Origin of the sequence: Streptomyces sp. P9-2B-2, from assembly GCF_030406865.1 — a bacterium.
GTDB lineage: Bacteria > Actinomycetota > Actinomycetes > Streptomycetales > Streptomycetaceae > Streptomyces > Streptomyces platensis.
This window is the reverse complement of record NZ_CP129126.1, coordinates 7,515,665-7,537,757: the sequence shown is the minus strand read 5'-3', so window position 1 is coordinate 7,537,757 and position 22,093 is coordinate 7,515,665. Positions and strand designations below refer to the sequence as shown.

General features: G+C 72.2%; 20 protein-coding genes. 13 read left to right on the top strand and 7 right to left on the bottom strand.

Annotated elements, in window-relative coordinates:
• Positions 1–135 precede the first annotated feature (135 nt).
• Both QT196_RS33145 and QT196_RS33140 read right to left on the bottom strand, forming a co-directional pair.
• Positions 136–1,329: a helix-turn-helix transcriptional regulator gene (locus QT196_RS33145; protein ID WP_290356249.1), complete on the bottom strand. Its 1,194-nt coding sequence runs from the start codon at positions 1,327–1,329 to the stop codon at positions 136–138.
• A 108-nt stretch (positions 1,330–1,437) separates the two neighbouring features.
• Positions 1,438–2,079 carry an HAD family hydrolase gene (locus QT196_RS33140; RefSeq protein WP_168482381.1) on the bottom strand — a complete coding sequence of 214 codons (642 nt, stop codon included), beginning with the start codon at positions 2,077–2,079 and terminating at the stop codon, positions 1,438–1,440.
• A 61-nt stretch (positions 2,080–2,140) separates the two neighbouring features.
• Here QT196_RS33140 and QT196_RS33135 point away from each other — a divergent pair, with 61 nt between their 5' ends.
• A complete protein-coding gene (locus tag QT196_RS33135; protein ID WP_290356248.1) occupies positions 2,141–2,467 on the top strand; it encodes a hypothetical protein in 327 nt (108 codons plus the stop codon).
• A gap of 23 nt (positions 2,468–2,490) precedes the next feature.
• On the opposite strand, the gene QT196_RS33130 is transcribed toward QT196_RS33135, so the two are convergent.
• Positions 2,491–2,877: a chorismate mutase gene (locus QT196_RS33130; protein WP_290356781.1), complete on the bottom strand. Its 387-nt coding sequence runs from the start codon at positions 2,875–2,877 to the stop codon at positions 2,491–2,493.
• 475 nt (positions 2,878–3,352) lie between these two features.
• On the opposite strand from QT196_RS33130, the gene QT196_RS33125 reads away from it, so the two are divergent.
• Entirely contained in the window at positions 3,353–4,660 is a 1,308-nt protein-coding gene (locus QT196_RS33125; RefSeq protein ID WP_290356247.1) for an FAD-dependent monooxygenase, read from the top strand.
• A 322-nt stretch (positions 4,661–4,982) separates the two neighbouring features.
• Positions 4,983–5,885, top strand: coding sequence for a formate dehydrogenase accessory sulfurtransferase FdhD (gene fdhD / locus QT196_RS33120; protein WP_168482379.1), 903 nt, complete (start codon positions 4,983–4,985; stop codon positions 5,883–5,885).
• A gap of 33 nt (positions 5,886–5,918) precedes the next feature.
• Here fdhD and QT196_RS33115 read toward each other — a convergent pair whose 3' ends face one another.
• A complete protein-coding gene (locus tag QT196_RS33115; RefSeq protein WP_266732262.1) occupies positions 5,919–6,362 on the bottom strand; it encodes a MarR family winged helix-turn-helix transcriptional regulator in 444 nt (147 codons plus the stop codon).
• Between the two features lie 135 nt (positions 6,363–6,497).
• On the opposite strand from QT196_RS33115, the gene QT196_RS33110 reads away from it, so the two are divergent.
• Together QT196_RS33110 and QT196_RS33105 are read left to right on the top strand one after the other, a co-directional pair.
• A complete protein-coding gene (locus QT196_RS33110; protein ID WP_266732260.1) occupies positions 6,498–7,439 on the top strand; it encodes a zinc-binding dehydrogenase in 942 nt (313 codons plus the stop codon).
• Positions 7,440–7,697: 258 nt separating this feature from the next.
• Positions 7,698–9,644 carry a sialidase family protein gene (locus QT196_RS33105; protein ID WP_290356246.1) on the top strand — a complete coding sequence of 649 codons (1,947 nt, stop codon included), beginning with the start codon at positions 7,698–7,700 and terminating at the stop codon, positions 9,642–9,644.
• 80 nt (positions 9,645–9,724) lie between these two features.
• Here QT196_RS33105 and QT196_RS33100 read toward each other — a convergent pair whose 3' ends face one another.
• Entirely contained in the window at positions 9,725–10,786 is a 1,062-nt protein-coding gene (locus QT196_RS33100; protein ID WP_290356245.1) for a bile acid:sodium symporter family protein, read from the bottom strand.
• A gap of 233 nt (positions 10,787–11,019) precedes the next feature.
• On the opposite strand from QT196_RS33100, the gene QT196_RS33095 reads away from it, so the two are divergent.
• The 5 genes from QT196_RS33095 (at position 11,020) to QT196_RS33075 (ending at position 17,017) form a co-directional block, all read left to right on the top strand.
• Positions 11,020–11,883 (top strand): LysR substrate-binding domain-containing protein, encoded by an 864-nt coding sequence (locus tag QT196_RS33095; protein ID WP_290356244.1) that lies wholly within the window; start codon positions 11,020–11,022, stop codon positions 11,881–11,883.
• A 254-nt stretch (positions 11,884–12,137) separates the two neighbouring features.
• The gene (locus QT196_RS33090; protein WP_211117481.1) at positions 12,138–13,964 is read left to right on the top strand and encodes an AMP-dependent synthetase/ligase; all 1,827 of its coding nucleotides are present in this window, start codon (positions 12,138–12,140) and stop codon (positions 13,962–13,964) included.
• 108 nt (positions 13,965–14,072) lie between these two features.
• On the top strand, positions 14,073–15,143 hold the full coding sequence (locus QT196_RS33085; RefSeq protein ID WP_290356243.1) for a hypothetical protein: 1,071 nt from the start codon (positions 14,073–14,075) through the stop codon (positions 15,141–15,143).
• A 41-nt stretch (positions 15,144–15,184) separates the two neighbouring features.
• Positions 15,185–16,018 (top strand): aldo/keto reductase, encoded by an 834-nt coding sequence (locus QT196_RS33080; protein WP_168482374.1) that lies wholly within the window; start codon positions 15,185–15,187, stop codon positions 16,016–16,018.
• A gap of 207 nt (positions 16,019–16,225) precedes the next feature.
• A complete protein-coding gene (locus tag QT196_RS33075) occupies positions 16,226–17,017 on the top strand; it encodes a VOC family protein (protein ID WP_168482373.1) in 792 nt (263 codons plus the stop codon).
• A gap of 136 nt (positions 17,018–17,153) precedes the next feature.
• Here the strand turns inward: QT196_RS33075 and QT196_RS33070 are convergent, their stop codons facing one another.
• Positions 17,154–18,050, bottom strand: a complete 897-nt coding sequence (locus QT196_RS33070) for a class I SAM-dependent methyltransferase (protein ID WP_168482372.1) — start codon at positions 18,048–18,050, stop codon at positions 17,154–17,156.
• Positions 18,051–18,164: 114 nt separating this feature from the next.
• Between QT196_RS33070 and QT196_RS33065 the strand changes: the two genes are divergently transcribed.
• The 3 genes from QT196_RS33065 (at position 18,165) to QT196_RS33055 (ending at position 21,732) form a co-directional block, all read left to right on the top strand.
• Positions 18,165–19,244, top strand: a complete 1,080-nt coding sequence (locus QT196_RS33065; protein WP_168482371.1) for a DUF1266 domain-containing protein — start codon at positions 18,165–18,167, stop codon at positions 19,242–19,244.
• 77 nt (positions 19,245–19,321) lie between these two features.
• Positions 19,322–20,701 (top strand): deoxyribodipyrimidine photo-lyase, encoded by a 1,380-nt coding sequence (locus tag QT196_RS33060; RefSeq protein WP_266732245.1) that lies wholly within the window; start codon positions 19,322–19,324, stop codon positions 20,699–20,701.
• Between the two features lie 86 nt (positions 20,702–20,787).
• On the top strand, positions 20,788–21,732 hold the full coding sequence (locus QT196_RS33055) for a YihY/virulence factor BrkB family protein (protein ID WP_168482370.1): 945 nt from the start codon (positions 20,788–20,790) through the stop codon (positions 21,730–21,732).
• Positions 21,733–21,744: 12 nt separating this feature from the next.
• Here QT196_RS33055 and QT196_RS33050 read toward each other — a convergent pair whose 3' ends face one another.
• Positions 21,745–22,056: a 4a-hydroxytetrahydrobiopterin dehydratase gene (locus QT196_RS33050; RefSeq protein WP_168482369.1), complete on the bottom strand. Its 312-nt coding sequence runs from the start codon at positions 22,054–22,056 to the stop codon at positions 21,745–21,747.
• Between the last annotated feature and the right edge of the window lie 37 nt (positions 22,057–22,093).

Below are 22,093 nucleotides of genomic sequence, written 5' to 3'. Positions count from 1 at the left end.
CGATACTCACGTCGGGGTCTGCAAGCGGGATGTCAGGCGGAGCGTTCGTTACAGTCACGGTCTCTCCCTGCCGGTGGGCTCAGGAAGAGACTCGCCCCACGGGTACCCCTCAAGTACCCCTGTGAGGGGTACCTCTCAGGCACCCGCCCCGGCGTGACACCACTCGGCGAAGTTCGACAAGCTCTCAGCATCCGCGCGCTTCAGCCGACGCAGAGTGGCCGCGTCCTCCCGAACCCACCGATGTTCCCGGGCGTGCTGCGGAGCAATCCGACGCGCTACCTTCAGCGACTCGAACGCCGCATCCGGCCGGCCTGACCACAGCTGCGCCCGTCCCAGCTCGATATAGAAACCCGACCGCCGCTCGGCCGGCAGGTCCCGCGGTGGCGCCCACTCGCGTGCCAACTTCAGTGCCCTGCCCAGGTGGTCATCCCCGAGGCTGACCGCCACAGATACCTCGTGGATGCGGACACTGTCCGGGCCGAAGGCCGTGCCGCTGTACACGCCCTCCGCAACCTCATCGCCGAGGACGCGTGCGGCGTCGAGGTGCGTCTCTGCCGAGTCGCCGTCACCAGCCCTGCCCGCGATCACAGCAGCACGCATGTGCAGGGCGCCACGGGCAGCAACGGCCTCCGGCGCCGAAGTCCTCAGCGCCTGTTGGTCCACGGCGAGTTCGAGGGCTCGCAACCCAGCAGCATGCGCCCTGGCGGCAAAGAATGTTTCCGTCCGAACATACGCCGTCGTCGCGTCCACCACCGGGTCGTCCGCCTGCTGGGCAGCCCACCGCATCACGTCGATCAGGCGGGCCGACAGGTCTCGGGCGCCATACTTATAGGCGACCGCGTCCGCGGCCCGGCATGCGTCCACCAACAACCGGGCGACGGCGGGGCGGTCGCCCGGTGCTGCTCCCTGCAACGCACGGCACAACTCAGCCAGCAGATCCGGCACAGCACGAGCCACGCGCACATACTGTGCACCGAGCCGCCACGCGACGACTGAGGCGACCGCCTCAGTGAGGGTCGGCAGTGAGCGGCACGGCCCGTCGCCGGGTACGTCATAGGTCGCAAGTACCGAGGAGAGCCCCGGCATGGCCCGGTGTACGCGCTCGTCGGGGCGCTCCTTGTCGGGCAGCAGACGGGCCGGGTCGATGTCGAGCGCGTCAGCGATGGAATCCAGGACGGCGTCGGATACGCCGCGTTCACCGCGCTCGATCTTCCGGATGGTGCCCAGACCGACGCCGGCCGCGCGTGCCAGGTCGGCCTGGGTGAGGCTGGCGATGCGGCGTTCGTAGGCGATGCGGGGGCCTACCCCGCGATACACGATGCTGGGCATACTGGTCTCCGTTCGGTGCAGCCACTCCGAAACGTACCCGCGCCGTCACGGTCCGGGAACGCAGACGGCCCCGCCCGCATCTCGTGGGCGGGGCCGTCCCGTTGACGCCTACAGGGAGTGCACCACGTCCACCAGGTCTGTCAGGCTCGTGACTCGGGCGTCAGCAGCCTGCGCGTCCTCGCTGTCCGCCCACAGATGCCCGAGCGGGCCACGGCGCAGGTGGGCCGTACGGAGCCCGGCGCGAGCCGCTGGCAGCACGTCATTCTGCGGGTGATCGCCGACGTACAGCACCTCGCCCGCCGGGACCTGAGCCAGCTCGATGATGCGCGTGAAGAACGCCTCTGCCGGCTTGGCCACGCCCCACTCCCCAGACGTCGCGACGGCATCCACCGGCAAGTCGAGGGCCCGCAGCAACTCGCCGGCCCGCACCGTCTGGTTGCCGGCCACGACAACACGAACCCCGGCGCGTCGAAGAGCAGCCAGCGCTGGACGGACGTCGGGGTACAGGTCCGACTCTTCCAGGCACTCGCCACGGCCTGCCCGTTCCATCGCTACCCGCTCAGCCTCCACATTGATGCCCGGACGGACGAGCCGGAGCGCATCGGCGTTGTCCCGGCCCTGCGCCACGACCGCTCCGACCAGAGCCGACAGCGTGTGCCTGTGCACGCCGAGCCAGTCGGCCCACGCGCCCCACCCGCGGTCATCGCTGATCAGCGTCTCCCCAATATCAAAGGCAACTGCACGGATCATGCGAGCAGCCTACGGCCCGATCTGTGTGCGCTTGCCGGCCCCCGGCCATAGGATTCGCCCCATGGCGACCACCTGCGTCTCCGACGCCACCGCCGAGTCCAACCGTGCGATGCGCGAATTCATGGCCGCCCGCACCGGACGCCCCCTCTTTGCGGAGGAGCAGGACGCTTACGAACGGCTGCTCGCAGCGTGGGCCGCCGCGAGTGCGACGGCCCATACCTGTCAGGCCTCGACGATCTCCTTCGCCCGCCCGCGCCAGCGACGCCACCGAAAATGCGCCAGCAACGCCTTGACGGCCTGCAAGAAATCTTCGAGCAGGCAATGCGTAATCTCGGTTGGCGCCCTTTGGGAGTCGGAAGACTCGGCGAAGTTCGCCTCACAAAGTTGATCTCCCAGGTGTCTCCCAGATGATCACTCAGCGGGAGCTTGAGCCTCTTCGCTCCGCTCATCGTTGCTGGTAGAAGCCTGGTGAGCGATGGCTTTGTGGTGTCGAACCACTTCTCCGATGATGAAGTTCAGGAACTTCTCGGCGAAGGCCGGGTCCAGCCTGGCGTCCTCGGCCAGCCGGCGCAGCCGCTCGATCTGCGCGGCCTCCCGGGCCGGGTCGGCGGGCGGCAGGCTGTGCCGGGCCTTGAGTTCGCCGACCTGCTGGGTGCACTTGAAGCGCTCGGCGAGCAGATGCACCAGGGCGGCGTCGAGGTTGTCGATACTGCCGCGCAGGTAAAGCAGCCGCTCACGGGCCGCCTCGTCGGCAACGGAGGCCGCTTCGCCGGCCGCCGGTGCGGTCCCTTCGCTCATGTGCGTCTCGCCATTCATGGTCGGTCCGGTGCCCGGTGCGGTGTCCTGCTTCGGGTACGTCATGCCTGATCGGCTGCACATTACCCGGATGAAGGCCGGTGACCTGGGCTGGTCTCGCAGATCGGACCGAATGGCCGGGGTCGGGACGGGCGGTGACTGCGCTACGCCCGGTAGCGGGATCCCCCACAGATCCCGCCACCGGGCCGATTCGCGCGGGGCCACGGCAATGGCCGGCCCCGGATGCGGGGCGCTGATCCGTCCCCGGCTCAAGCACCTACCCACACCGGGGCCCGGCCATCCCTCCGTCTTCCCTTGATTCGTGCTGTTCTTTCCTGCTCTGCCGTCCGGGGGCGACCCGCCGCCCCGCCGCACGCATCCTGTCCGGCCAGGGACAACTCCTGTGAGAATGTGCCCCGTCGACCGCAGCGCGCCGACCGACCACCGGCCGCCGGACAGTGCAGGGGGCACGCACCGTATGAACACGGATCACATTCGGATCGCAGGGGCCGAGGTCGCCGTCGTGGGCGGCAGTATCGCCGGTTGCGCCACGGCACTGGCCGCGCATCGCGCCGGCGCGGGCCGGATCACCGTCCTTGAGCGCACCACCGGGCGCCTCGCGGACCGCGGCGTCGGCCTGGCGGTGCACAACGCCCGTTACGCCGAACTCGCGGCCGCCGGCTACCTGGACACCGCGATGCCGTGGGTGCAGCTGACCACCCGCCGCTGGTACCTCCGCGACGGCACCGCGCCACTCGGCCACCGGCTCGGCGTCCTGCCCTTCCCGTTCCGCTCGTACTGCTGGGGGCCGCTCTGGCGGGAGTTACGGCGGAGGCTTCCGGAGGACACCGTCTTCCGGTCGGGCGTCCGGGTGGCCGGGGTCAGCGAGGCCTCGGACGGCGCCACGCTGCGGTTCGACGGCGGCGAGGGCGGGGGCAGCGACAGCAGCGGCACGAGCGACGGCGTACGGGACCACGCCGGCCGCCGTACGGAGCGTTTCGACCTGGTCATCGGTGCGGACGGCTATCGCTCGACGGTCCGTGCCGCCGCGTTTCCCGAGGTACGGCCCGACTACGCCGGCTATCTGGCCTGGCGCGGCGCCATCCCCGCCGAGCGGCTGGCGGAGCTCGACCTCCCCGGCCTGCCGGCCACGCCCTGGGCGGTGGAGGACTGCATCTACGTCGTCTTCCCCGGCGGCCACGTCATCATCTACCGCATCCCGGACGGCCACGGCGGCCACCGCGCCAACTGGGTCCTGTACACCGCCCCGCCGGCCGGCCTCGACCTGGCTTCGGCCTCCCCCACCAGCCTGCCGCCCGGCACCCTCACCGACGCCCTGCACCGCCATCTCACCTATGTGGCCGATGAGTTGTTGCCGCCGTACTGGGGCGGGCTGATCCGGCTGACGCCCCGTGAAGACTGCTTCATCCAGCCCATGTACGACTTCACGGCGCCGCGCTACACCGCCGGCCGACTGCTGCTCGCGGGCGATGCCGCCACCGTCGCCCGCCCGCACACCGGCGGCGGCGCGGTGAAGGCGCTCCAGGACGCCGCCGCCCTGGAGGCCGCACTGCGCGCCGTACCGGAGCGGCCGGATGCGCTGGACGCGTACGGCGCCGAGCGTGGGCGGACCGGCCGGGCGATGGTCGAGCTGGGACGGCGGCTGGGCCGGTTCCTGGTGCAGGACTCCCCGGACTGGCGGACGCTGGACCAGGCCGGGCTGGCGGCGGCCTGGGCCACGGCCGATGGCTCGGGCGCGTTCGGCGGCCGCGAGCTGAAGAACTGACGCCACGTCGGCACGAGGGGGTCAGGCCGCGCGGGCCCGGCGACGGCCGCCGACGAGCCGCGGATTCGCCAGGGGCGCGCGGCCCGTACGGCCGGAAAGGCCCGCCCCGGGAAGCGATCCGCAGGCACGCGACTACGGCGCGTACACGCCCCCTACGCGGCGCACCACCGCACCCGCCAGGTGCAGGAGAATGCGAACGTCAAGGTCACCTCGCCCGCACGGCACCGGTGGCCCACGGCGATCCGTATCAGGGGCCGCTCCGGCCCTCGGCACATACAGCACCGGGACCAGGCCGGACCGGTGCGGACGGGACTGATCAGACATGGGACGGGTCACCGAGCGACGCCGCGTCATCCGCATCCGCGACGGTGCCGTGAGCACCCGCCCGGACACCCTCGTCGCCGAGGAGCCGATGGAGATCCGGGTCGGCGGCAAGCCGCTGGCGATCACCATGCGCACCCCCGGTGACGACTTCGCGCTCGCCGCCGGCTTCCTCGTCAGCGAGGGCGTCCTGGCGAGCGCCGACGAACTGGCGAACATCGTCTACTGCGCGGGGGCCACCAGTGGGGGCACCGCCGGCCCGGACGAAGCGGAGAGCGAGGGCGGGAGCGGAGGCGGGAGCAACAGCTACAACGTGGTCGATGTCCGGCTCGCGGACGGGGTTCCGCTCCCGGACATCAGCCTGGAGCGCAACGTCTACACGACCTCGTCGTGCGGGCTGTGCGGCAAGGCCAGCCTGGACGCGGTGCGCACCACGGCCCACTGGACCCTGGACACGTCCCCCGACACCCCGGTCCGGATCGCCCCGGAGACGCTGAGCGCCCTCCCGGACCGGCTGCGGGCGGCCCAGCGGGTGTTCGAGCGGACGGGTGGTCTGCATGCCGCGGCGCTGTTCACGGCGGACGGTGAGCTGCTCGACATCCGGGAGGACGTGGGGCGGCACAACGCCGTCGACAAGATCGTCGGGCGGGCGCTGCAACAGGGGCGGCTGCCGCTGTCCTCCGCTGTGCTGATGGTCTCCGGCCGGGCGTCGTTCGAGCTGGTACAGAAGGCGGTGATGGCGGGCATTCCCGTGCTGGCCGCGGTCTCGGCGCCGTCCTCGCTCGCCGTCGATCTGGCCGTCGAGACCGGGCTGACCCTGGTCGGGTTTCTGCGCGGCAGCTCCATGAACGTGTACGCGGGTGAGCACCGGATCGCCCTGGACGCGGCGGCCCCCACGGGCTGAGGCGGGCGCCCGGCACGGCCCGGCGGCCACGCGTCACCCCGCCGGCAGCGCGATCCGGGTCAGCAGCGCGATCAGCTGCTCGCGTTCGGCGGGGGTCAGGGCCGCGGTCAGCTCCGCGTTGGCCTCGTCGCCGAGCTGCTGGGTGCGGCGCAGCCGCCGGCGGCCGTCGGCGGAGATCTCGACGGCGTTCTTGCGCCGGTCCTTGGGGTCGGGGGTGCGGGTCACCAGCCCGTCCTGCTGGAGGTCGTTGACGATCGCGACCATGTCCTTGGGGTCGATGGCCAGCGTCCGGCCGAGCTCCGCCTGGGAGACCGGGCCGAGTTCGTCGACCGCCGAGAGAACGGCGTGATGCATCATCCGCATGCCTTCGGCGGCCAGCGCGTCGGCGACCAGGCGGTGACCGCGGGCGGCGGCGCGGCCCAGCAGCCAGCTGGGGAGCGCGCGGATACGGCTGGGGGCGTAGGGGGTGTCGGCCATGGGGCCACCGTACCGAGAACCCATTGGAGAACCCAACGAAAAACCATTGGAGTACCCAATAATTTAGGGCTATCGTTGGGCCACCCAATGAAGCTCGCCGGTGCTCACCGGCCGACACACCTGGAGGTGCTGCGCATGCGCCGCGTCCGATTCCATTCCTACGGCGGTCCCGACGTGCTGCGGGTCGAGGAGGCGGCGGCGCCGGTGCCCGGCCCGGGTGAACTCCTGGTCCGTACGGAGGCCATCGGCGTCACGCTGCCGTGCGTACGGCGAGTGCGCGGCGACGGCAACGGCGGCGGCGACCCGCTGCCCGCCATGCCCGGCGGCGAGATCGCCGGGACGGTCGTCGCGCTCGGCCCGGACGTCACCGGCTTCGCCCCCGGCGACCGCGTCACCTCGCTCACCCTCACCGGCTCGTACACCGAACTCGCCCTCGCCCCGGCCTTTCTGGCGAGCCGGATACCGGACGGGGCGAGCGCGGTGCAGGCGGTGGCGCTGGTGCGCGGCGGGCATGTCGCGCTCGCCGCGCTCAGCACCGCCGCACCACAGGGCGCCGAGTCCGTACTGATCACCGGCGCGGCCGGCGGCGCCGGGCATCTCGCCGTCCAACTGGCCAAGCTCCAGGGGGTGCCACGGGTGGTGGCCGCCGTCAGCTCGGCCGCCAAGGCGGAGTTCCTCCACGAACTGGGGGCCGATGAGGTGGTGACCTACGGCCAGGAGTCCTGGGGCACGCCCGTCGACATCGTGCTGGACGGTGTCGGCGGCGAGCTGCTGCCGCGCGCCCTGGCCGCGCTGGCCCCCGGCGGCCGGCTGATCTTCTTCAACTCCGGTGGCGGCACGGTCCCGGCGTATGAGCTGCTGGCGGGCGCGAAGACGATCACCGGGCTGACGATGCGCCACTTCTCCACCGTCCACCGGGAGCTGTACGAGGAGCACCGGGCCCAGCTGTGGGAGCTGACGGGCTCCGGCCGGCTGCGGGCCGCCGTCCATGCCGAACTGCCGCTGACCCAGGCCGCCAAGGCGCACGAGATCATCGAGGCCAGGGCCAACCTCGGAAAGGTGGTGCTGCGGCCGTGAGGCCCGGCGGGCGCCTGCGGCACATTCGGGGCACCCGGCCCACGCGGCACTCCCGGCCCCCGCACCGCAGTCGGCGCTCCCGGCGCACCCGGCGCAGTGCCTGCGGGCCGGGAGAGTGAATTCCGGCTGCGGCACGGAGAACCGACGCACGCTCCTTGTCGCGGTCCGCACGCGGCAGTAGCTTCCGTCGCGATGCACACATAGGACGTGGGATGTCCTGATGACCCGACGCCGATGCCTCGAAGGGCAGGCCGGACCATGACGTCAGTTCTCCGCGCACACCCCAGCCCCCGCAGCAGACCCCGCCGCCGCGCCGCGGCCCTGCTCGCCGCACTGACCGCCACAGCCCTCGCCCTCCTGCCGGCCGCCCCCGTCCATGCCGCACCGGACGGCGCGCCGGGCGCCCCCGCCGGCGGCTTCGACCAGCAGATCCTCTTCAAGGCCGCCCAGGACCCGGGCTACTACTGCTTCCGTATACCGGCCGTCGTCCAGTCCGCGCGGGGCACCCTGCTCGCCTTCGCCGAGGGCCGACGGCACGACTGCGGCGACGCGGGCGATATCGACCTCGTCCTCAAGCGCTCCACCGACGGCGGCCGGACCTGGGGGCCGCTCCAGGTCATCAACCACGGCAACGGTGACACCCACGGCAACCCGGCGCCCATCGTGGACCGCCGCACCGGCCGGATCGTGCTCGCCGAGACCTACAACAAGGGCCGCAACGACGGCCTCAGCTGCGACGTCCCCTGCGATCGCACCCCGCACCTCCAGTACAGCGACGACGACGGCGCGACCTGGTCCGCGCCCCGGGACCTGACCGCAAGCATCCGACCGCCGCAGTGGAACTCCTGGTACGCCACCGGGCCCGTGCACGGCATCCAGCTCACCCGTGGACGGCACGCGGGCCGGCTGGTGTTCAGCATGAACGCCGAGAGCTACGCGGACCACCGGGTCACCGCCAACCATGCCGCCCTGATCCACAGCGACAACGGCGGCGCCTCCTGGAAGGTCGGCGCGCTGGACAGCTGGCCCGTCGCCGCCGACGGGACGTTCCGTCAGAAGCCCTCGGAGATGACCCTCCTGGAACGCTCCGACGGCTCCATCTACGTCAACGGACGCGAACAGGACGGCAGCGACCTGGGCCATCGCACCGCGGCGGTCAGCCGGGACGGCGGCGACTCCTTCGCCGCACCGTTCCGCGCCCTCCCCGACCTCTACACCCCGATGGTGCAGGGCTCGGCGCTCCGTCTGCCGCATCCGCACAGCGGCCGCGCCCGCACCCTGTTCGCGGCCCCCGCCGACCCCGACCGGCGCCGGACCATGACCATCCGTTCCTCCTACGACGAGGGCCGCACCTGGGAGGGCGTCGACCGCGGCGCCCGGGTCACCACCGACTGGTCCGGCTACTCCGATCTGGTCGCCATCTCCCCCGAGGTCACCGGCCTGATGTACGAGGGCGGTGCGGTCGACGCGCGGGACGAGATCCGCTTCGCCCGCTTCACCGAGGACTGGCTCGGCCCCCGCCGCGCCCCGGATCCCACGACCCGCGACACCGCCCCCGGCGCCCGGCCGGCGCTCGTCCTGGGCGGCGTCCGCGGCACCGACGGCCGCTTCGGGCAGGCACTGTCCTTCGACGGCACCGACGATGCGGTCCGCCTCCCCTTCCGCCGCGCCCTGCCCCTGGGGACCCACGACTTCACCGCCGGCCTGTGGTTCCGCTACGCCGCCACCACCGGCGAACAACCGCTGCTGTGGATGGGCGGTGTGGGCGCCAGGGCCCCACAGGTCGCCCTCTCGGGCGACCCCGCCCATCACCGGATCGTCGCCCGCCTCACGGCCGTCAACGGCGCCCAACCGGCTGCCTCCGCCCAGGCGGTGACCAACTCCGCCTACAACGACGGCAGTTGGCATCATCTGGCGCTACGCCGCAGCAGCGGCCGGCTGCTGCTCACGGTCGACGGCGGCGAGACCACCGTCGCCCCCGATGTCCCCGGATCGGTCAGCCGCGGCTCGGTCTTCGGCGTACACCTCGGCCAGAAGCCCGACAGCCGCCTCCAGTTCACCGGCGCACTGGACGAGGTACGCGTCTACCGACGAGCCCTGACCGACACCGAACTGTCCCGCGTACGCACCGAGAACGCCCCGGCGAACGTCCCCCTGGTCCTCGGGCTGCCACTGGACCGGGTACACGGGGCCGCGAAGAACTGATCAGCACGGAGCGAGAAAGCCGGGGCCCGCCGGGACGCGAACGCGCCGGGCGGGCCCTGCGGCCGGTCCGGCCTGACGCCCTACCGCCGCCCCCCACTCACCCCCACCTCCCCCGCGGCCGCCGCCGGGCTTCCCCCAACGCCGCCCGCCACCATCGGCTCCGGTCCCGCGGAAGCCGCGAAGCGCTTTGCGAGGACCGCGCACACCATCAGCTGCATCTGGTGGAACACCATCAGGGGCAGCACCGCGAGGCCGGCCTGGGCGCCGAACAGGACGCTGGCCATCGGGAGGCCCGCCGCCAGGCTCTTCTTGGAGCCGGCGAAGGTGATCGCGATCCGGTCCGCCCGGTGGAAGCCGAGCCGCTTCGAGCCGTACCAGGTGGCGGACAGCATCACCGTGAGCAGGACGGCCTCCACCCCCAGCAGGCACAGCAGCCGCGGCGCGGAGACCTGGTGCCAGATGCCCTGGACCACACCGGCGCTGAAAGCTGCGTAGACGACGAGCAGGATCGAGCCGCGGTCCACCCGGCCGAGGGCCTTCTTGTGCCGGGTGAGCCGGTCGCCGATCCACCGCCGCAGCAACTGCCCGGCGAGGAACGGGAGCAGGAGCTGGCAGACGATCGAGACGAGTGATCCGGCGGAGAAGCCGCCGCCGTTCCCGTGCAGTACCAGGCCCGCCAGCAGCGGTGTGACGACGATGCCGACGAGGCTGGAGAACGAACCGGCGCAGATCGCCGCCGCGACATTGCCGCGGGCGAGTGAGGTGAAGGCGATCGAGGACTGGATCGTGGACGGCACCAGGCACAGGAACAGCAGGCCGGTGTAGAGGGTGGGCGGCAGGACCTGGGGAACCAGTGCGCAGGCGGCCAGGCCGAGCACCGGGAAGAGCACGAAGGTGCAGGCCAGAACGGTGAGATGGAGCCGCCAGTGGCGCAGGCCGGCCATCGCCTCGCGGGTCGAGAGCCGGGCGCCGTAGAGGAAGAAGAGCAGCGCCACGGCTCCGGTGGCGGCTCCCTCGGCGACGGAGGCGGCCGGCCCGCGGGCGGGCAGCAGCGCGGCCAGGGCGACGGTGCCCACCAGCGCCAGGAGGTAGCCGTCCACGGGCAGCCGGGACGGGAGCTTGGGCAGAGGGGGGCGGCGCATGGTCTCTCTTCGGTTCGGTCGTTCGGCGGCTCGGGGCGGGCACCGGGCTCGGGGGCACGGGGCTCGGGGCACGGGGCACGGGGCACGGTGGCCGGTGCGGGCTCCTCCAGGGTGCCGTGGCCTGCGGCCATCGGGAACCCCGCTTACCGTGGTCACTGTGATGCCGATCCGCGATAAGCGCCGTAGGGGCCGTAGGGGCCGCAGCCCCAGGGGCCGGCCAGGAACGGAGAGCCGTGTTCGAACCCGCCCAGTTGCGCACCTTTATCGCCGTGGCGCAGACGCTGAGCTTCACCCAGGCCGCGCACCGGCTCGAGCTGCGGCAGTCGACGGTGAGCCAGCACGTACGGAAGCTGGAGGAGGCCGCCGGGCGCCGGCTGTTCGCCCGTGACACCCATGCCGTGGAGCTGACCGAGGACGGCGAGGCGATGCTCGGCTTCGCCCGCACGATCCTGGAGGCGAACGAGCGCGCCGCGAGCTTCTTCGCGGGTACCCGGCTGCGCGGCAGGCTCCGCTTCGGCGCCTCCGAGGACTTCGTGCTGACCCGGATGCCGGAGGTCCTCGAAGAGTTCCGGCGGGAGCATCCCGAGGTCGATCTGGAGCTGACCGTCGAGCTGTCGGGGACCCTGCACGAGCTGCTGGCGGCCGGCCGGCTGGATCTGGTGCTCGCCAAGCGGCGTCCGGAGGACTCGCACGGACGGCTGGTCTGGCGCGACCGGCTGGTGTGGGTGGGGGCCGAGCGGCTGCGCCTCGATCCGCAGCGGCCGGTCCCGCTGGTCGTCTACCCGCCGCCCGCGCTGACCCGCGCCCGCGCGCTGGAGGCGCTGGAGCGGGCCGGCCGGGAGTGGCGCATCGCGTGCACCAGCGGAAGCCTGAACGGACTGATTGCCGCAACCAGGGCAGGTCTGGGCGTAATGGCACATACGAGGGGCATGATCCCGCCAGGTCTGGTCAAGATTCAGCCACGTGCCGGACTTCCGGAACTGGGCGGCGTGGATTTCGTTCTTGTGTACGGACAGCGTGACCGCGCGGCGCGGGGCCCGGCGGAGGCACTGGCCGACGCGATCCTCGCGGGCGGCGACCGCCTCCAGCTCCCCTGATCCGCGACGGCGTTCCGGACAGGTCGGCCGATCCGCTGTCACGTGCAGAGATTTGGTGCAGATATGGTCCCGGCGCCGTGATCGTCCGGCGTTGAACCAGCTGAGCCGTGTCCGTGCTTCTCCGGAGTAACCCGATTTCTCCAGTTGGCCGTTTCCTGTGCTGCCGCGTTCGCCACGTGGTACGGCTCTGCCGGATGCCGTCACGGTGGGGTACGGTCGCGGCCTTGTGAGCAACACCACGAGGAGCTGGGTCATTGCGCGAGTTCACCGTCCCGCCTTTGGCGACCGCGCCCCGGGTCGGCGGGCTGGCGGACGCTGTCTACGAGCATGCCGAAACCGATCCCGATCGCGTCGCCCTGGCGCGTAAGGACGACGCGGGGAACTGGCAGAACATCACCTCCGGACACTTCCGGGACGAGGTTCTCGCCCTCGCCAAGGGCCTGCTGGCCCAGGGCGTCCGGTTCGGCGACCGGGTCGGCATCATGTCGCGCTCGCGCTACGAATGGACCCTGTTCGACTTCGCGCTGTGGTCCATCGGCGTCCAGTCCGTGCCGCTGTATCCGACCTCGTCGGCGGAGCAGGTCTTCTGGATGCTGCACGACGCGGGCGTCTCGGCCTGTCTGGTCGAACACGAGGACCATGCGATGACCGTCGGCTCGGTCATCGACCGGCTTCCGCAGCTGCGCAAGCTGTGGCAGCTGGACGCCGACCCGGTGGCCGAACTGACCGCGGCCGGTACGCATATCGAGGACGATGTCGTCCACCGCCACCGGATGGCCGTCACCCCGGACGCCACGGCGACGATCATCTATACCTCCGGCACCACCGGCCGCCCCAAGGGCTGTCTGATCACCCACGCCAATTTCATGGCCGAGTCCGACAACATGGTGCTCCGCTACGAGAAGGTCTTCCACTCCAAGCCGGATGACGAGGCGTCCACCCTGCTCTTCCTGCCGCTGGCACACGTCTTCGGCCGGATGGTCCAGGTCGCCGCGATCCGTGGCCGGGTCAAGCTGGCCCACCAGCCCGAGCTGGCGGCCCGTGCGCTCCTGCCCGACCTCCAGACCTTCCAGCCCACCTTCATCCTGGCGGTGCCGTACATCTTCGAGAAGGTCTTCGCCGCGGCCCGGCGCCGGGCGGAGGCGGACGGCAAGGTGGGGCCGTTCGACAAGGCCGTCGAGATCGCGGTCCGTTATGCCGAGGCGCAGGAGCACAAGGCCTTCGGGACCGGTTCCGGACCCAGCGCCTCACTGCGGATGCAGCATCAGTTCTTCGACAAGGTCGTCTACAGCAAGGTCCGGGCGGCGATGGGCGGCCGGGTGCGGCACGCGATGTCGGGCGGCTCGGCGATGGAGCGCCGGCTCGGGCTGTTCTTCGCCGGCGCCGGGGTGCGGATCTTCGAGGGCTACGGCCTGACGGAGAGCACCGCGGCCGCCACCGCCAACCCGCCCGAGCGGACCCGCTTCGGCACCGTCGGCACCCCCGTCCCGGGCACCACCGTGCACATCGCGGAGGACGGTGAGATCTGGCTCTACGGCGGACAGATCTTCCATGGCTACCACAACGACCCCAAGGCGACCGATGCCGTGCTGCACGACGGCTGGTTCTCCACCGGTGACCTGGGCGCGCTGGACGAGGACGGCTATCTGACGATCACCGGCCGCAAGAAGGAGGTCCTGGTGACCTCCGGCGGCAAGACGGTCTCGCCGGTGGGCCTGGAGGAGCGGGTGCGGGCGCATCCGCTGGTCGCCCAGTGCATCGTGGTCGGCAACGACCGGCCGTTCATCGCCGCGCTGGTGACCCTGGACCCGGAGGCGGTCACCCACTGGCTGGCCATGCGCGACAAGCCGGAGATGCCGCCCACCGACCTGGTGCGCGACCCGGACCTGGAGACCGAGATCCGGCGCGCCGTGGTCGCCGCCAACACCCTGGTCTCCCAGGCCGAGTCGATCCGTACGTTCCGGATACTGGCCAACCAGTTCAGCGAGGAACACGGGCTGCTGACCCCGTCGTTGAAGCTCAAGCGCAAGGCGATCGAGACGGCCTACACGGTCGAGGTGGACGCGCTGTACCAGACGTGACGGGTGGGGCCGTGGGCGCCGGGTGACGCCGCGGGCTCCCCCGTCCGGCGGAGTGGGATCGTCCGCCGGACGGACGCCGCCCGGGCCGTCGGCGGCGAGGCTCCTGCCATGGATAACCGCCGTCTCACGCTCCTCGGCCGGATCGCGGTCGTCGCCTGCGTCCCGTACCTCACGCTCAAGCTGCTGTGGGTGCTGGGCTTCGACCTCGGCGTCCTGGACACCCACCGCATCGGCCGCGCCGCCTGGGTGTCGGCCAATGTCGTCACCTTCCTCCTGGACGCCGTCGCCGCCGTGGTGGCCCACACCCTCACCCGCCCGGCCGGCCTCCGTACCCCGGCCTGGCTGCTGGCCTTCCCGTTGTGGATGGCGTCCGGACTGCTCATCCCGCTGATGACGGGGCTCGCCGGTGGCAGCGTGACCGCCCTGGTCACCGGCGCCGCCAACCCGCTGACCACCGGCAACTTCCTCGCCCCGTGGGTCTTCGGCGTGGTCTACGGCGGCTTCACCGTCGAGGCCGTCACCCTGCTCGGTGCCTTCGTGCTGTACGCGCATCAGCGCTGGGGCGGCATGCTGCGCCGTCCGCTGCACGCGCTGCCGGACACCGGCACCCGGGCGCTACAGCGGATCTTCGTGGTGCCCGCCGCGGTGCTGCTCGCGGCGCTGGGCACCGTGCACGTGCTGTGGGGCGCGGGCTCGACGTTGGGTGTCGCGGCGGCCGATGTGGCCGCCCGTACGGTCATCGGCTCCGCGTCGGAATGGGCCGCCGGCCTGCTCTCGCTCGCGGGCGCGGCCGGGCTGCTGCTCCTGGTACTGCCGGGCCCGCTGCCCGGGCTCCGGGTGCGTACGCCGCTGTTCCTGGCCTGGTGCGGCAGTGCCGCGGCGTTCGCCTGCGGCGGCTGTCTGTGGCTCGGGCAGGCGGTGACCGACGGCCTCTGCCCCGGCGCCGCCGCGGTCCCCGAGGGGCTTCCGGGCCTGGTCGGCGCCCTGGAGCTGTGCGCCGGACTGGTGGTGCTGTGCGCCGGGTCGTTCGCGCTCTGCGAACTCACCGCCGCGACCCGGGCCACACCCGCGTCCGAGGGCGCCCACGCGGCCCCGCCCACGGGGCGTGCCCGGGAACACTCCGCGTTTCGGGCATCCCGTTCCGCCGCACGGGAATGTGTGTCGGCGGATGATCGTTGACATCCCTGAAGAAGAATGCCGACGTAAGGATCGATCCCCTCGTGAGCAAGGTTCCGTCCATCAAGCTCAACAACGGCGTCGCGATGCCGCAGCTCGGCTACGGCGTCTGGCAGGTCGAGGACGAGCAGGCGGCCACCGCCGTCGGCCAGGCCCTGGACGCCGGGTACCGCAGCATCGACACCGCGATGATCTACGGCAACGAAGAGGGCACCGGCAGGGCGCTCGCCGCCTCCGGCATCGCCCGTGACGAGCTCTTCGTCACGACCAAGCTCTGGAATGCCGACCAGGGCCACGACGCGACGCTGCGCGCGTTCGACACCTCCCTCGCCAAGCTCGGCCTGGAGTACGTGGACCTGTATCTGATCCACTGGCCGCTCCCGGCCCGGGACGCGTACATCGAGACCTACCAGGCCCTGGAGAAGATCTACGCGGACGGCCGCGCCAAGGCCATCGGTGTCTCCAACTTCCTGCCGGAGCATCTGGAGCGGCTGATGGGCGAGACCTCCGTCGTCCCGGCCGTCAACCAGATCGAGCTGCACCCGCAGTTCCCGCAGGCCGCCACCCGTGCCTTCCACGCCCGGCACAACATCGTCACCGAGGCCTGGTCGCCGATCGGCCAGGGCAGGGGCCTCCTGGAGCACCCGACGCTGGTGGAGCTCGCCGCCAAGCACGGCAAGAGCCCGGCCCAGGTCGTGCTGCGCTGGCACGTCCAGCTCGGCAATGTCGCCATCCCGAAGTCCGTCACCCCCTCTCGTATCGCCGAGAACATCGACATCTTCGACTTCGAGCTGGACGACGCGGACCTCACCGCGCTCGCCGGCCTGGACACCGGCACCCGCCTCGGCCCGGACCCGGTCGCCTTCGACGTGGTCTGACCCGCCACTCGGGTACGACTCGGCGCCGCCCGGCTGTTCCGGGCGGCGCCGAGTCGTACCCGAGTGGCGGGCTCGGCGGACGGCGGTGACTGTGGAGGGTGAGTGTGGGGTGGCTCCCGAGGCGTGCCGACCGGGGCCGCGACCCCTCCGCGTTCCGCTCCTCCCGTATGCCTGAACGGCGGGAGGCGCCCCATCGAGGAGGCCTTGATGCCTGAAGTCACAGCTCCCTACCAGCCCGGGACGCCCTGCTGGATCGACCTCGCGGCCCCTGACCAGCAAGCGGCCATCGACTTCTACTCCCAGGTCTTCGGGTGGACCGGAGAGATCGGGCCCCCGGAAACCGGTGGCTACGCGGTCTGTGAGCTCAACGGCAAGCCGGTCGCCGGAATCATGGCCGCGGTCGAGATGGGCGGCCAGCCCGCACCGCCGACCGTGTGGACCACCTACCTGGCGGCCGCCGACGCGGACGCCACCTCCGAAGCGGTCCGGGGGGCCGACGGCACGGTCCTGATGCCGGTCATGGACGTGATGACGCTCGGCCGGATGTGCATCGCGGCCGACCCCACGGGAGCGGTGTTCGGCATCTGGCAGCCCAGGGACTTCGCCGGCGCCGGCATCGTCAACGAGCACGGCGCGCTGATCTGGAACGAGCTCAACACCACCGACCCGTCGGCCGCCGCCGCGTTCTACAAGTCGGCCCTCGGCGTCGAGAGCGCCCCCATGGAGGGCGCCGACAACTACTACGCCCTCCAGGTGAACGACCGTCCGGTGGGCGGTATGCAGCCGATGTCCGAGCAGATGCCGGCCGACACCCCCTCGCACTGGCTGGCGTACTTCTCGGTGGCGGATGCCGACGCGACGGTCGAGAAGGTGACCGCGGCGGGCGGCGCGGCGCTGCAGCGGCCCTTCGACATGATCGCCGGCCGGATGGCCGTGGTGAGCGACCCGCAGGGCGCGACGTTCGCCGTCATCACTCCCAAGCCGATGGATCAGGGCTGATCCGAGAGCCAGTGAATCAGGGCTGCTCCGAGCCGGCGCGGACCGCCGCTTCGGACGGCAAGTAAGCGCGCGGGCGCGGCGGTTGCCGGGTGGTGGGCCAGGGCCTTTCCGGCCCCTGGCCCGCCGAACCGGCCCGCTACGCCCGCGCCGTGTGGACGGTCTGCGCCGACAGGAAGAAGGCATCGGGGCGGCGGGTGATCCCGGCGGCGTCCTCGGGGTCGGTGAGGCGGGCCAGGGCGGTGCGGTCGTCCTCGTCGAGGCGGTCGCCGTACATCTCGCGCGCACGGCTCAGGGTGGTCACGACGTAGGCGCGGGCGTCGGCGGACAGCGGGGCCGGCAGATCCAGCAGGAAGCTGCGGGTACCCGGCGCGCGCAGACCGGCGTCGGCGAGGAAGGCGGGCCAGTCCTCGGTCTCGTCGACGGTGTCCGGCAGCGCCGCCCGCATCTCGCTGAACCACTCCTCACCGGCCGCGTCGAGCCGGGACTGGAGCCCCGGGCGGCCGATGCCGAGGTCGCGCGGCAGAAAGCGCGGGGTGAGGCCGCCCTCGGCGAGGGCGAGCAGTCCGCCGGGCCGCAGATGACCGGCCAGGGCGGCGACCGCGGCACGCTGGTCACCGACGTGGTGCAGCGCCTTGCTCGACCAGATGAGGTCGGCGCCGCCGAGGGCGTCGAGTCCGTCCGGGACCTCGGCGAGCTGGGTGTGGACCCGGTCGGCGAGGCCCAGGCGCGCGGCCCGGTCGCGGGCCCGCTCCAGGAGTGCCCCGGTGGCATCCACCGCCACCACCTCGGCGTCGGGGAAGGCGCGGGCCAGCAGACAGCTGACGACGCCCGGACCGCTGCCGATGTCGAGCACCCTGCGCACTCCGCCGGGGGCAGCGGTGGCCGCCTCGCGCAGCCAGGACGCGGCCTGTTCGTAGAGCGGTGTGTACAGCTCGGCGCCCCGTTCTAGGTCCGGGCCGAGCATCTCCCAGTCGGGGTGGACGCTGTCGTGCCGGTGGTGGTGCCCGGGGCCGGGACGGTCGTGGTCGCTCATACGTCGAGCCTCCGTGACGGGTGGTGCGCGTGCAATCCTGCGGGCCGGCGGCCCCACGTTCCCCCGGGAGCAGGGGTGATCGTAGGGTCTTGGCCTGTGGCTACTCCGGGATGGATGCCGCCGACGGATACCGAGCGGCGGCTGTGCGAAGCAACGGCGCGTGGGGACTGGGACGGTCAGGTCGCGGCGATCGCCGGTGAGGATCTGTATCTGGCGGTACCCCAGCAGGGGCAGGACCCGCTGCCCGTCTACGACGACCCGGCGGCGGGTGCGAAATGCATTCCCGTCCTGACCCGCGGCATGCTCCCGCCGTGGCAGCCGCAGCAGTTCTTCGACCGGGTCTCGCTGGAGGAGCTGGCGCAGGACTGGCCGAACGACAAATGGCGGCTCGCGGTGAACCCCGGGACGCCGTGCGCCGCGTATCTCGCCGCGTCCCCCGGCCACCGCGCCGGCTGGCTGCGGTTCCGCGCCCAGGTCGGGGTGCGGCCCGGCGGGCTGCTCGTCACGCACTACGGGAGTGCGCTGCACGGCCCCGTCGCGCAGGGGCTGGCGTGCGGTGCGCCGATCGCGGTGCACCACAGCGTGCCGTGGAATGAACTCGGCACGGCCTTCCTCGACCACGCCGCGGACGCCCAGACCCTGCGCGACCAGTGGTCGGTGACCGATCCCGCCAGCTGGCAGCAGCGGCTGGACCAGCTGCTGGGCGGGCAGTTCGTACCGGCGGAGACCGAGGCGGCGCTGCGGGCCCGGGCCCGGGATGCCGGGGCCCCGGAGGACGCGGCCGGCGAGAAGCCGGAGACCGCGGGGTCCCGGGACGCCGCGGAATCGCCTGCCGTTCCCGAGCTGGTGACCCGGTACGAGGAGCGGTTCCGCGCGGACGGGCTGCTGCCGGCCGACGGCCGGGTGGTGTCCCTGGTGGCGCTGGACCTCGCGCATGCGGTCAATCTCGTCCGCTGGGGCCTGGGCGCCCGGCTGTGCGCACCGCCCCAGGCCGAGCAGGCCGTGCAGCAGGTCGCCGCGCGGGCCCGGGAGGCGTACGGCTCGTGGGAGGAGTTCGCCGCGGGCTATGCGCTGGGCCGGATGCTGGCGTTCGACAACGGCTGGTTCGGGCCGCAGTACGCGGAGGCGGTGCATCTGCACCGCGTGCTCACCCAGGACCCGTCCTCGCCGTGGCGCGGGCTGCCCTTCTCCTGACGGGCGGGGCGCCCGGCTGACGGGCGGGCGCCCTCGAACGCCGCCCCGCGCGACGCCGTTCGGTGTAGACGTAGGGCATGGATGTAGCGATCTGCCTGTTCAGCTCCGATCTGCGGCTGCACGATCAGCCGGTGCTGCATGCCGCGCTGCGCGCCGCGCGCCAGGTGGTACCGCTGTTCGTCGTCGACACGGGCATCGCCGACGCCGGGTTCGTGGTGCCCAACCGGGCGGCCTTTCTGGCCGAGGCGCTGGCGGATCTCGATACGGGGCTGCGCGAACGGGGCGGTCGGCTGGTCATCCGTACGGGGGACGTGGTCACCGAGACCTGCCGGGTGGCGGCGGAGGCCGGGGCCGGGGAGGTGCATCTCGCGGCCGGGGTGAGCGGCTATGCGCTGTCCAGGGAGCGGCGGTTGCGGGCGGAGCTGGCGTCGGCGGGGCGGGCGCTGGTGGTCCATGACGCGGTGATCACGGCGCTGCCGCCCGGCGCGGTGCTGCCCGCCGGTCCGGGCAAGGACCACTTCGCGGTCTTCACCCCGTACTTCCGGCGCTGGCAGGCGGCGGGGCGGCGGTCGGTGCTGCCCGCGCCCCGCTCCGTACGGGTGCCCGCCGAGGTGCGGTCCGAGGAGCTGCCGTCCGCACGGGTGCTGTGCCCGGACGGCACGCCGTCGCCCGCGCTGCCGGAGGGCGGTGAACGGGCGGGGCGCCGCCGGTTCGGGGCCTGGCAGCGGTCGGGCATGGCCGACTACCAGGACCGGCAGGACGATCTGCCGGGCGACGCCACCTCGCGGCTGTCGCCGTATCTGCACTTCGGGTGCTTGTCGCCGGTGGAGCTGGTGCACAAGGCGGCCGGCCGGAGCGACGCCGGTGCCGAGGCGTTCGTACGGCAGCTGGCCTGGCGGGACTTCCACCATCAGGTGCTGGCGGCCCGTCCCGACGCGGCGCGCGCCGACTACCGCGCCAGGGGTGACCGCTGGCGCTTCGACCGCGCCGAGGTGACGGCCTGGAAGGAGGGCCGTACCGGCTATCCGGTGGTCGACGCGGGAATGCGGCAGCTGCTGCACGAGGGGTGGCTGCACAACCGGGCCCGGATGCTGGTGGCGAGCTTTCTGACCAAGACGCTGTATGTGGACTGGCGGGTGGGCGCGCGGCACTTCCTGGATCTGCTGGTGGACGGCGATATGGCGAACAACCAGCTCAACTGGCAGTGGGTGGCCGGCACCGGCACCGATACCCGGCCCAACCGGGTGCTGAATCCGCTCGTCCAGGCCCGGCGGTTCGATCCCCGGGGCGACTATGTACGGCGCTGGGTGCCGGAGCTCGCGGGTCTCGCGGGCGCGGCGGTGCACCGGCCCTGGACGCTGTCCGGGCCCGAGCGGGCGGCGTACGACTACCCGGATCCGGTGCTGGACCTGGCGGACGGGCTGGTGCGGTTCAAGCGGGCCCGCGGGCTGGACTGAGCGGGGCACCGGCCGGCCGTGTGGCGTGGGCGGCGTCCGGGACGGGAGATGATGCAGGGCGGACCGACGGAAAGGACGGATACGACATGGGCGGGAGCGGTATGCGCCGCGGGCTGGACTCGACACAGCTGGACCGGGCACTCGGGGCGGCGGGGCCGAGGAAGCCGGCCGCGCTGCCGACCTGGGCCCAGATCCGTACCGCGCTGCGCCGTACGCCGCTGTCCGTGTGGCACGACGATGTGACGGACTGGGCCGCGAGCCTGACGTACTACTCGGTGCTGGCGCTGCTGCCGTCGCTGATCGTCACGGTGTCGCTGATCGGTCTCGCCGATCCGCCGGCCACCGAACAGCTCATCAACCAGATCAGTTCGATCGCCCCGGCCGAGTCGGGCCCGACCGTCCACCGGGCGCTGGTCGGGATGGCGCACCAGCAGACCGCCGCGTGGGTGGTGCTGGGCGGCGCCCTGATCAGTGCGCTGTGGTCGTCGTGCAGCTATCTGGCGGTGTTCCGCCGCGCACTGCACGCCATGCACCGTACGAAGGACGACCGGCCGCCGTGGCGCAAGGCGCCGCGCATCCTGTTCACGGCGCTGCTGCTGATGGCGCTGCTGATCAGCAGTGCGGTGGCGCTGCTGGTGAGCGGCCCGATCGCGACCGCGCTGGGCCGGGCCGTGGGGCTCGGCGAGGCGGGCGAGGCGACCTGGAACCTGCTGAAGTGGCCGCTGCTGCTGCTTCTGGCCACGGTGCTGGCGATGGTGCTGTTCCGTTCCGGGCCGCCCAGTTCCCGCGGGGTGCGCCGGGCGGCCCCCGGCGGTGTGGTGGCCGTGCTGCTCTGGCTGATCTCCTCCGCCGGATTCGCCCTCTATGCCTCGTACGTCGGCACCTTCAACCGGCTCTACGGCTCGCTCGCCGGGCCGGTGGTGTTCCTGATCTGGCTGTGGTTCTCCCACCTGTCGCTGCTGTCCGGCGCCCAGTTCAATGTGGAGCTGGCCCGCGCGGGGCGGGTGGTACGGCCCCGCAGCGGCAGCTGAGCGGCTACGGGGTCAGCGCACCCCGTGGCCCGGCGCGATGTCCTCGATACGGCGGGCGAGCCCGAAGTCGAGGTGGGTGACCCGGCCGCCGATGCTGTGGGTGTTCACCGCGATGCCGACCCGGTTGTAGCCCAGGGTGAGATCGGCATGGTGCCCCAACTCCTCCTGGATCTGCGCGATATGGACGACCATGGCGACGGCCGGGACATGCCCGTGGAAGAGATAGTGACGGCGCAGCGAGTCCCCCTCCACGGACCACCCGGGCAGCTCCGCGAGGCGCCCCTCGATCTCCTTGTCACTGAGCGGTTCCACCTGAGCATTCATCACTGCTCACCTCTCGCCGTGTGGGCCGGCCGCCGAG

Bases quoted from the DNA above. Each gene is read 5' to 3' on its own strand.
- QT196_RS33145 (WP_290356249.1), bottom strand. From the start codon at position 1,329: ATGCCCAGCATCGTGTATCGCGGGGTAGGCCCCCGCATCGCCTACGAA.
- QT196_RS33140 (WP_168482381.1), bottom strand. From the start codon at position 2,079: ATGATCCGTGCAGTTGCCTTTGATATTGGGGAGACGCTGATCAGCGAT.
- QT196_RS33135 (WP_290356248.1), top strand. From the start codon at position 2,141: ATGGCGACCACCTGCGTCTCCGACGCCACCGCCGAGTCCAACCGTGCG.
- QT196_RS33130 (WP_290356781.1), bottom strand. From the start codon at position 2,877: ATGAGCGAAGGGACCGCACCGGCGGCCGGCGAAGCGGCCTCCGTTGCC.
- QT196_RS33125 (WP_290356247.1), top strand. From the start codon at position 3,353: ATGAACACGGATCACATTCGGATCGCAGGGGCCGAGGTCGCCGTCGTG.
- fdhD (WP_168482379.1), top strand. From the start codon at position 4,983: ATGGGACGGGTCACCGAGCGACGCCGCGTCATCCGCATCCGCGACGGT.
- QT196_RS33115 (WP_266732262.1), bottom strand. From the start codon at position 6,362: ATGGCCGACACCCCCTACGCCCCCAGCCGTATCCGCGCGCTCCCCAGC.
- QT196_RS33110 (WP_266732260.1), top strand. From the start codon at position 6,498: ATGCGCCGCGTCCGATTCCATTCCTACGGCGGTCCCGACGTGCTGCGG.
- QT196_RS33105 (WP_290356246.1), top strand. From the start codon at position 7,698: ATGACGTCAGTTCTCCGCGCACACCCCAGCCCCCGCAGCAGACCCCGC.
- QT196_RS33100 (WP_290356245.1), bottom strand. From the start codon at position 10,786: ATGCGCCGCCCCCCTCTGCCCAAGCTCCCGTCCCGGCTGCCCGTGGAC.
- QT196_RS33085 (WP_290356243.1), top strand. From the start codon at position 14,073: ATGGATAACCGCCGTCTCACGCTCCTCGGCCGGATCGCGGTCGTCGCC.
- QT196_RS33075 (WP_168482373.1), top strand. From the start codon at position 16,226: ATGCCTGAAGTCACAGCTCCCTACCAGCCCGGGACGCCCTGCTGGATC.
- QT196_RS33070 (WP_168482372.1), bottom strand. From the start codon at position 18,050: ATGAGCGACCACGACCGTCCCGGCCCCGGGCACCACCACCGGCACGAC.
- QT196_RS33065 (WP_168482371.1), top strand. From the start codon at position 18,165: ATGCCGCCGACGGATACCGAGCGGCGGCTGTGCGAAGCAACGGCGCGT.
- QT196_RS33060 (WP_266732245.1), top strand. From the start codon at position 19,322: ATGGATGTAGCGATCTGCCTGTTCAGCTCCGATCTGCGGCTGCACGAT.
- QT196_RS33055 (WP_168482370.1), top strand. From the start codon at position 20,788: ATGGGCGGGAGCGGTATGCGCCGCGGGCTGGACTCGACACAGCTGGAC.
- QT196_RS33050 (WP_168482369.1), bottom strand. From the start codon at position 22,056: ATGAATGCTCAGGTGGAACCGCTCAGTGACAAGGAGATCGAGGGGCGC.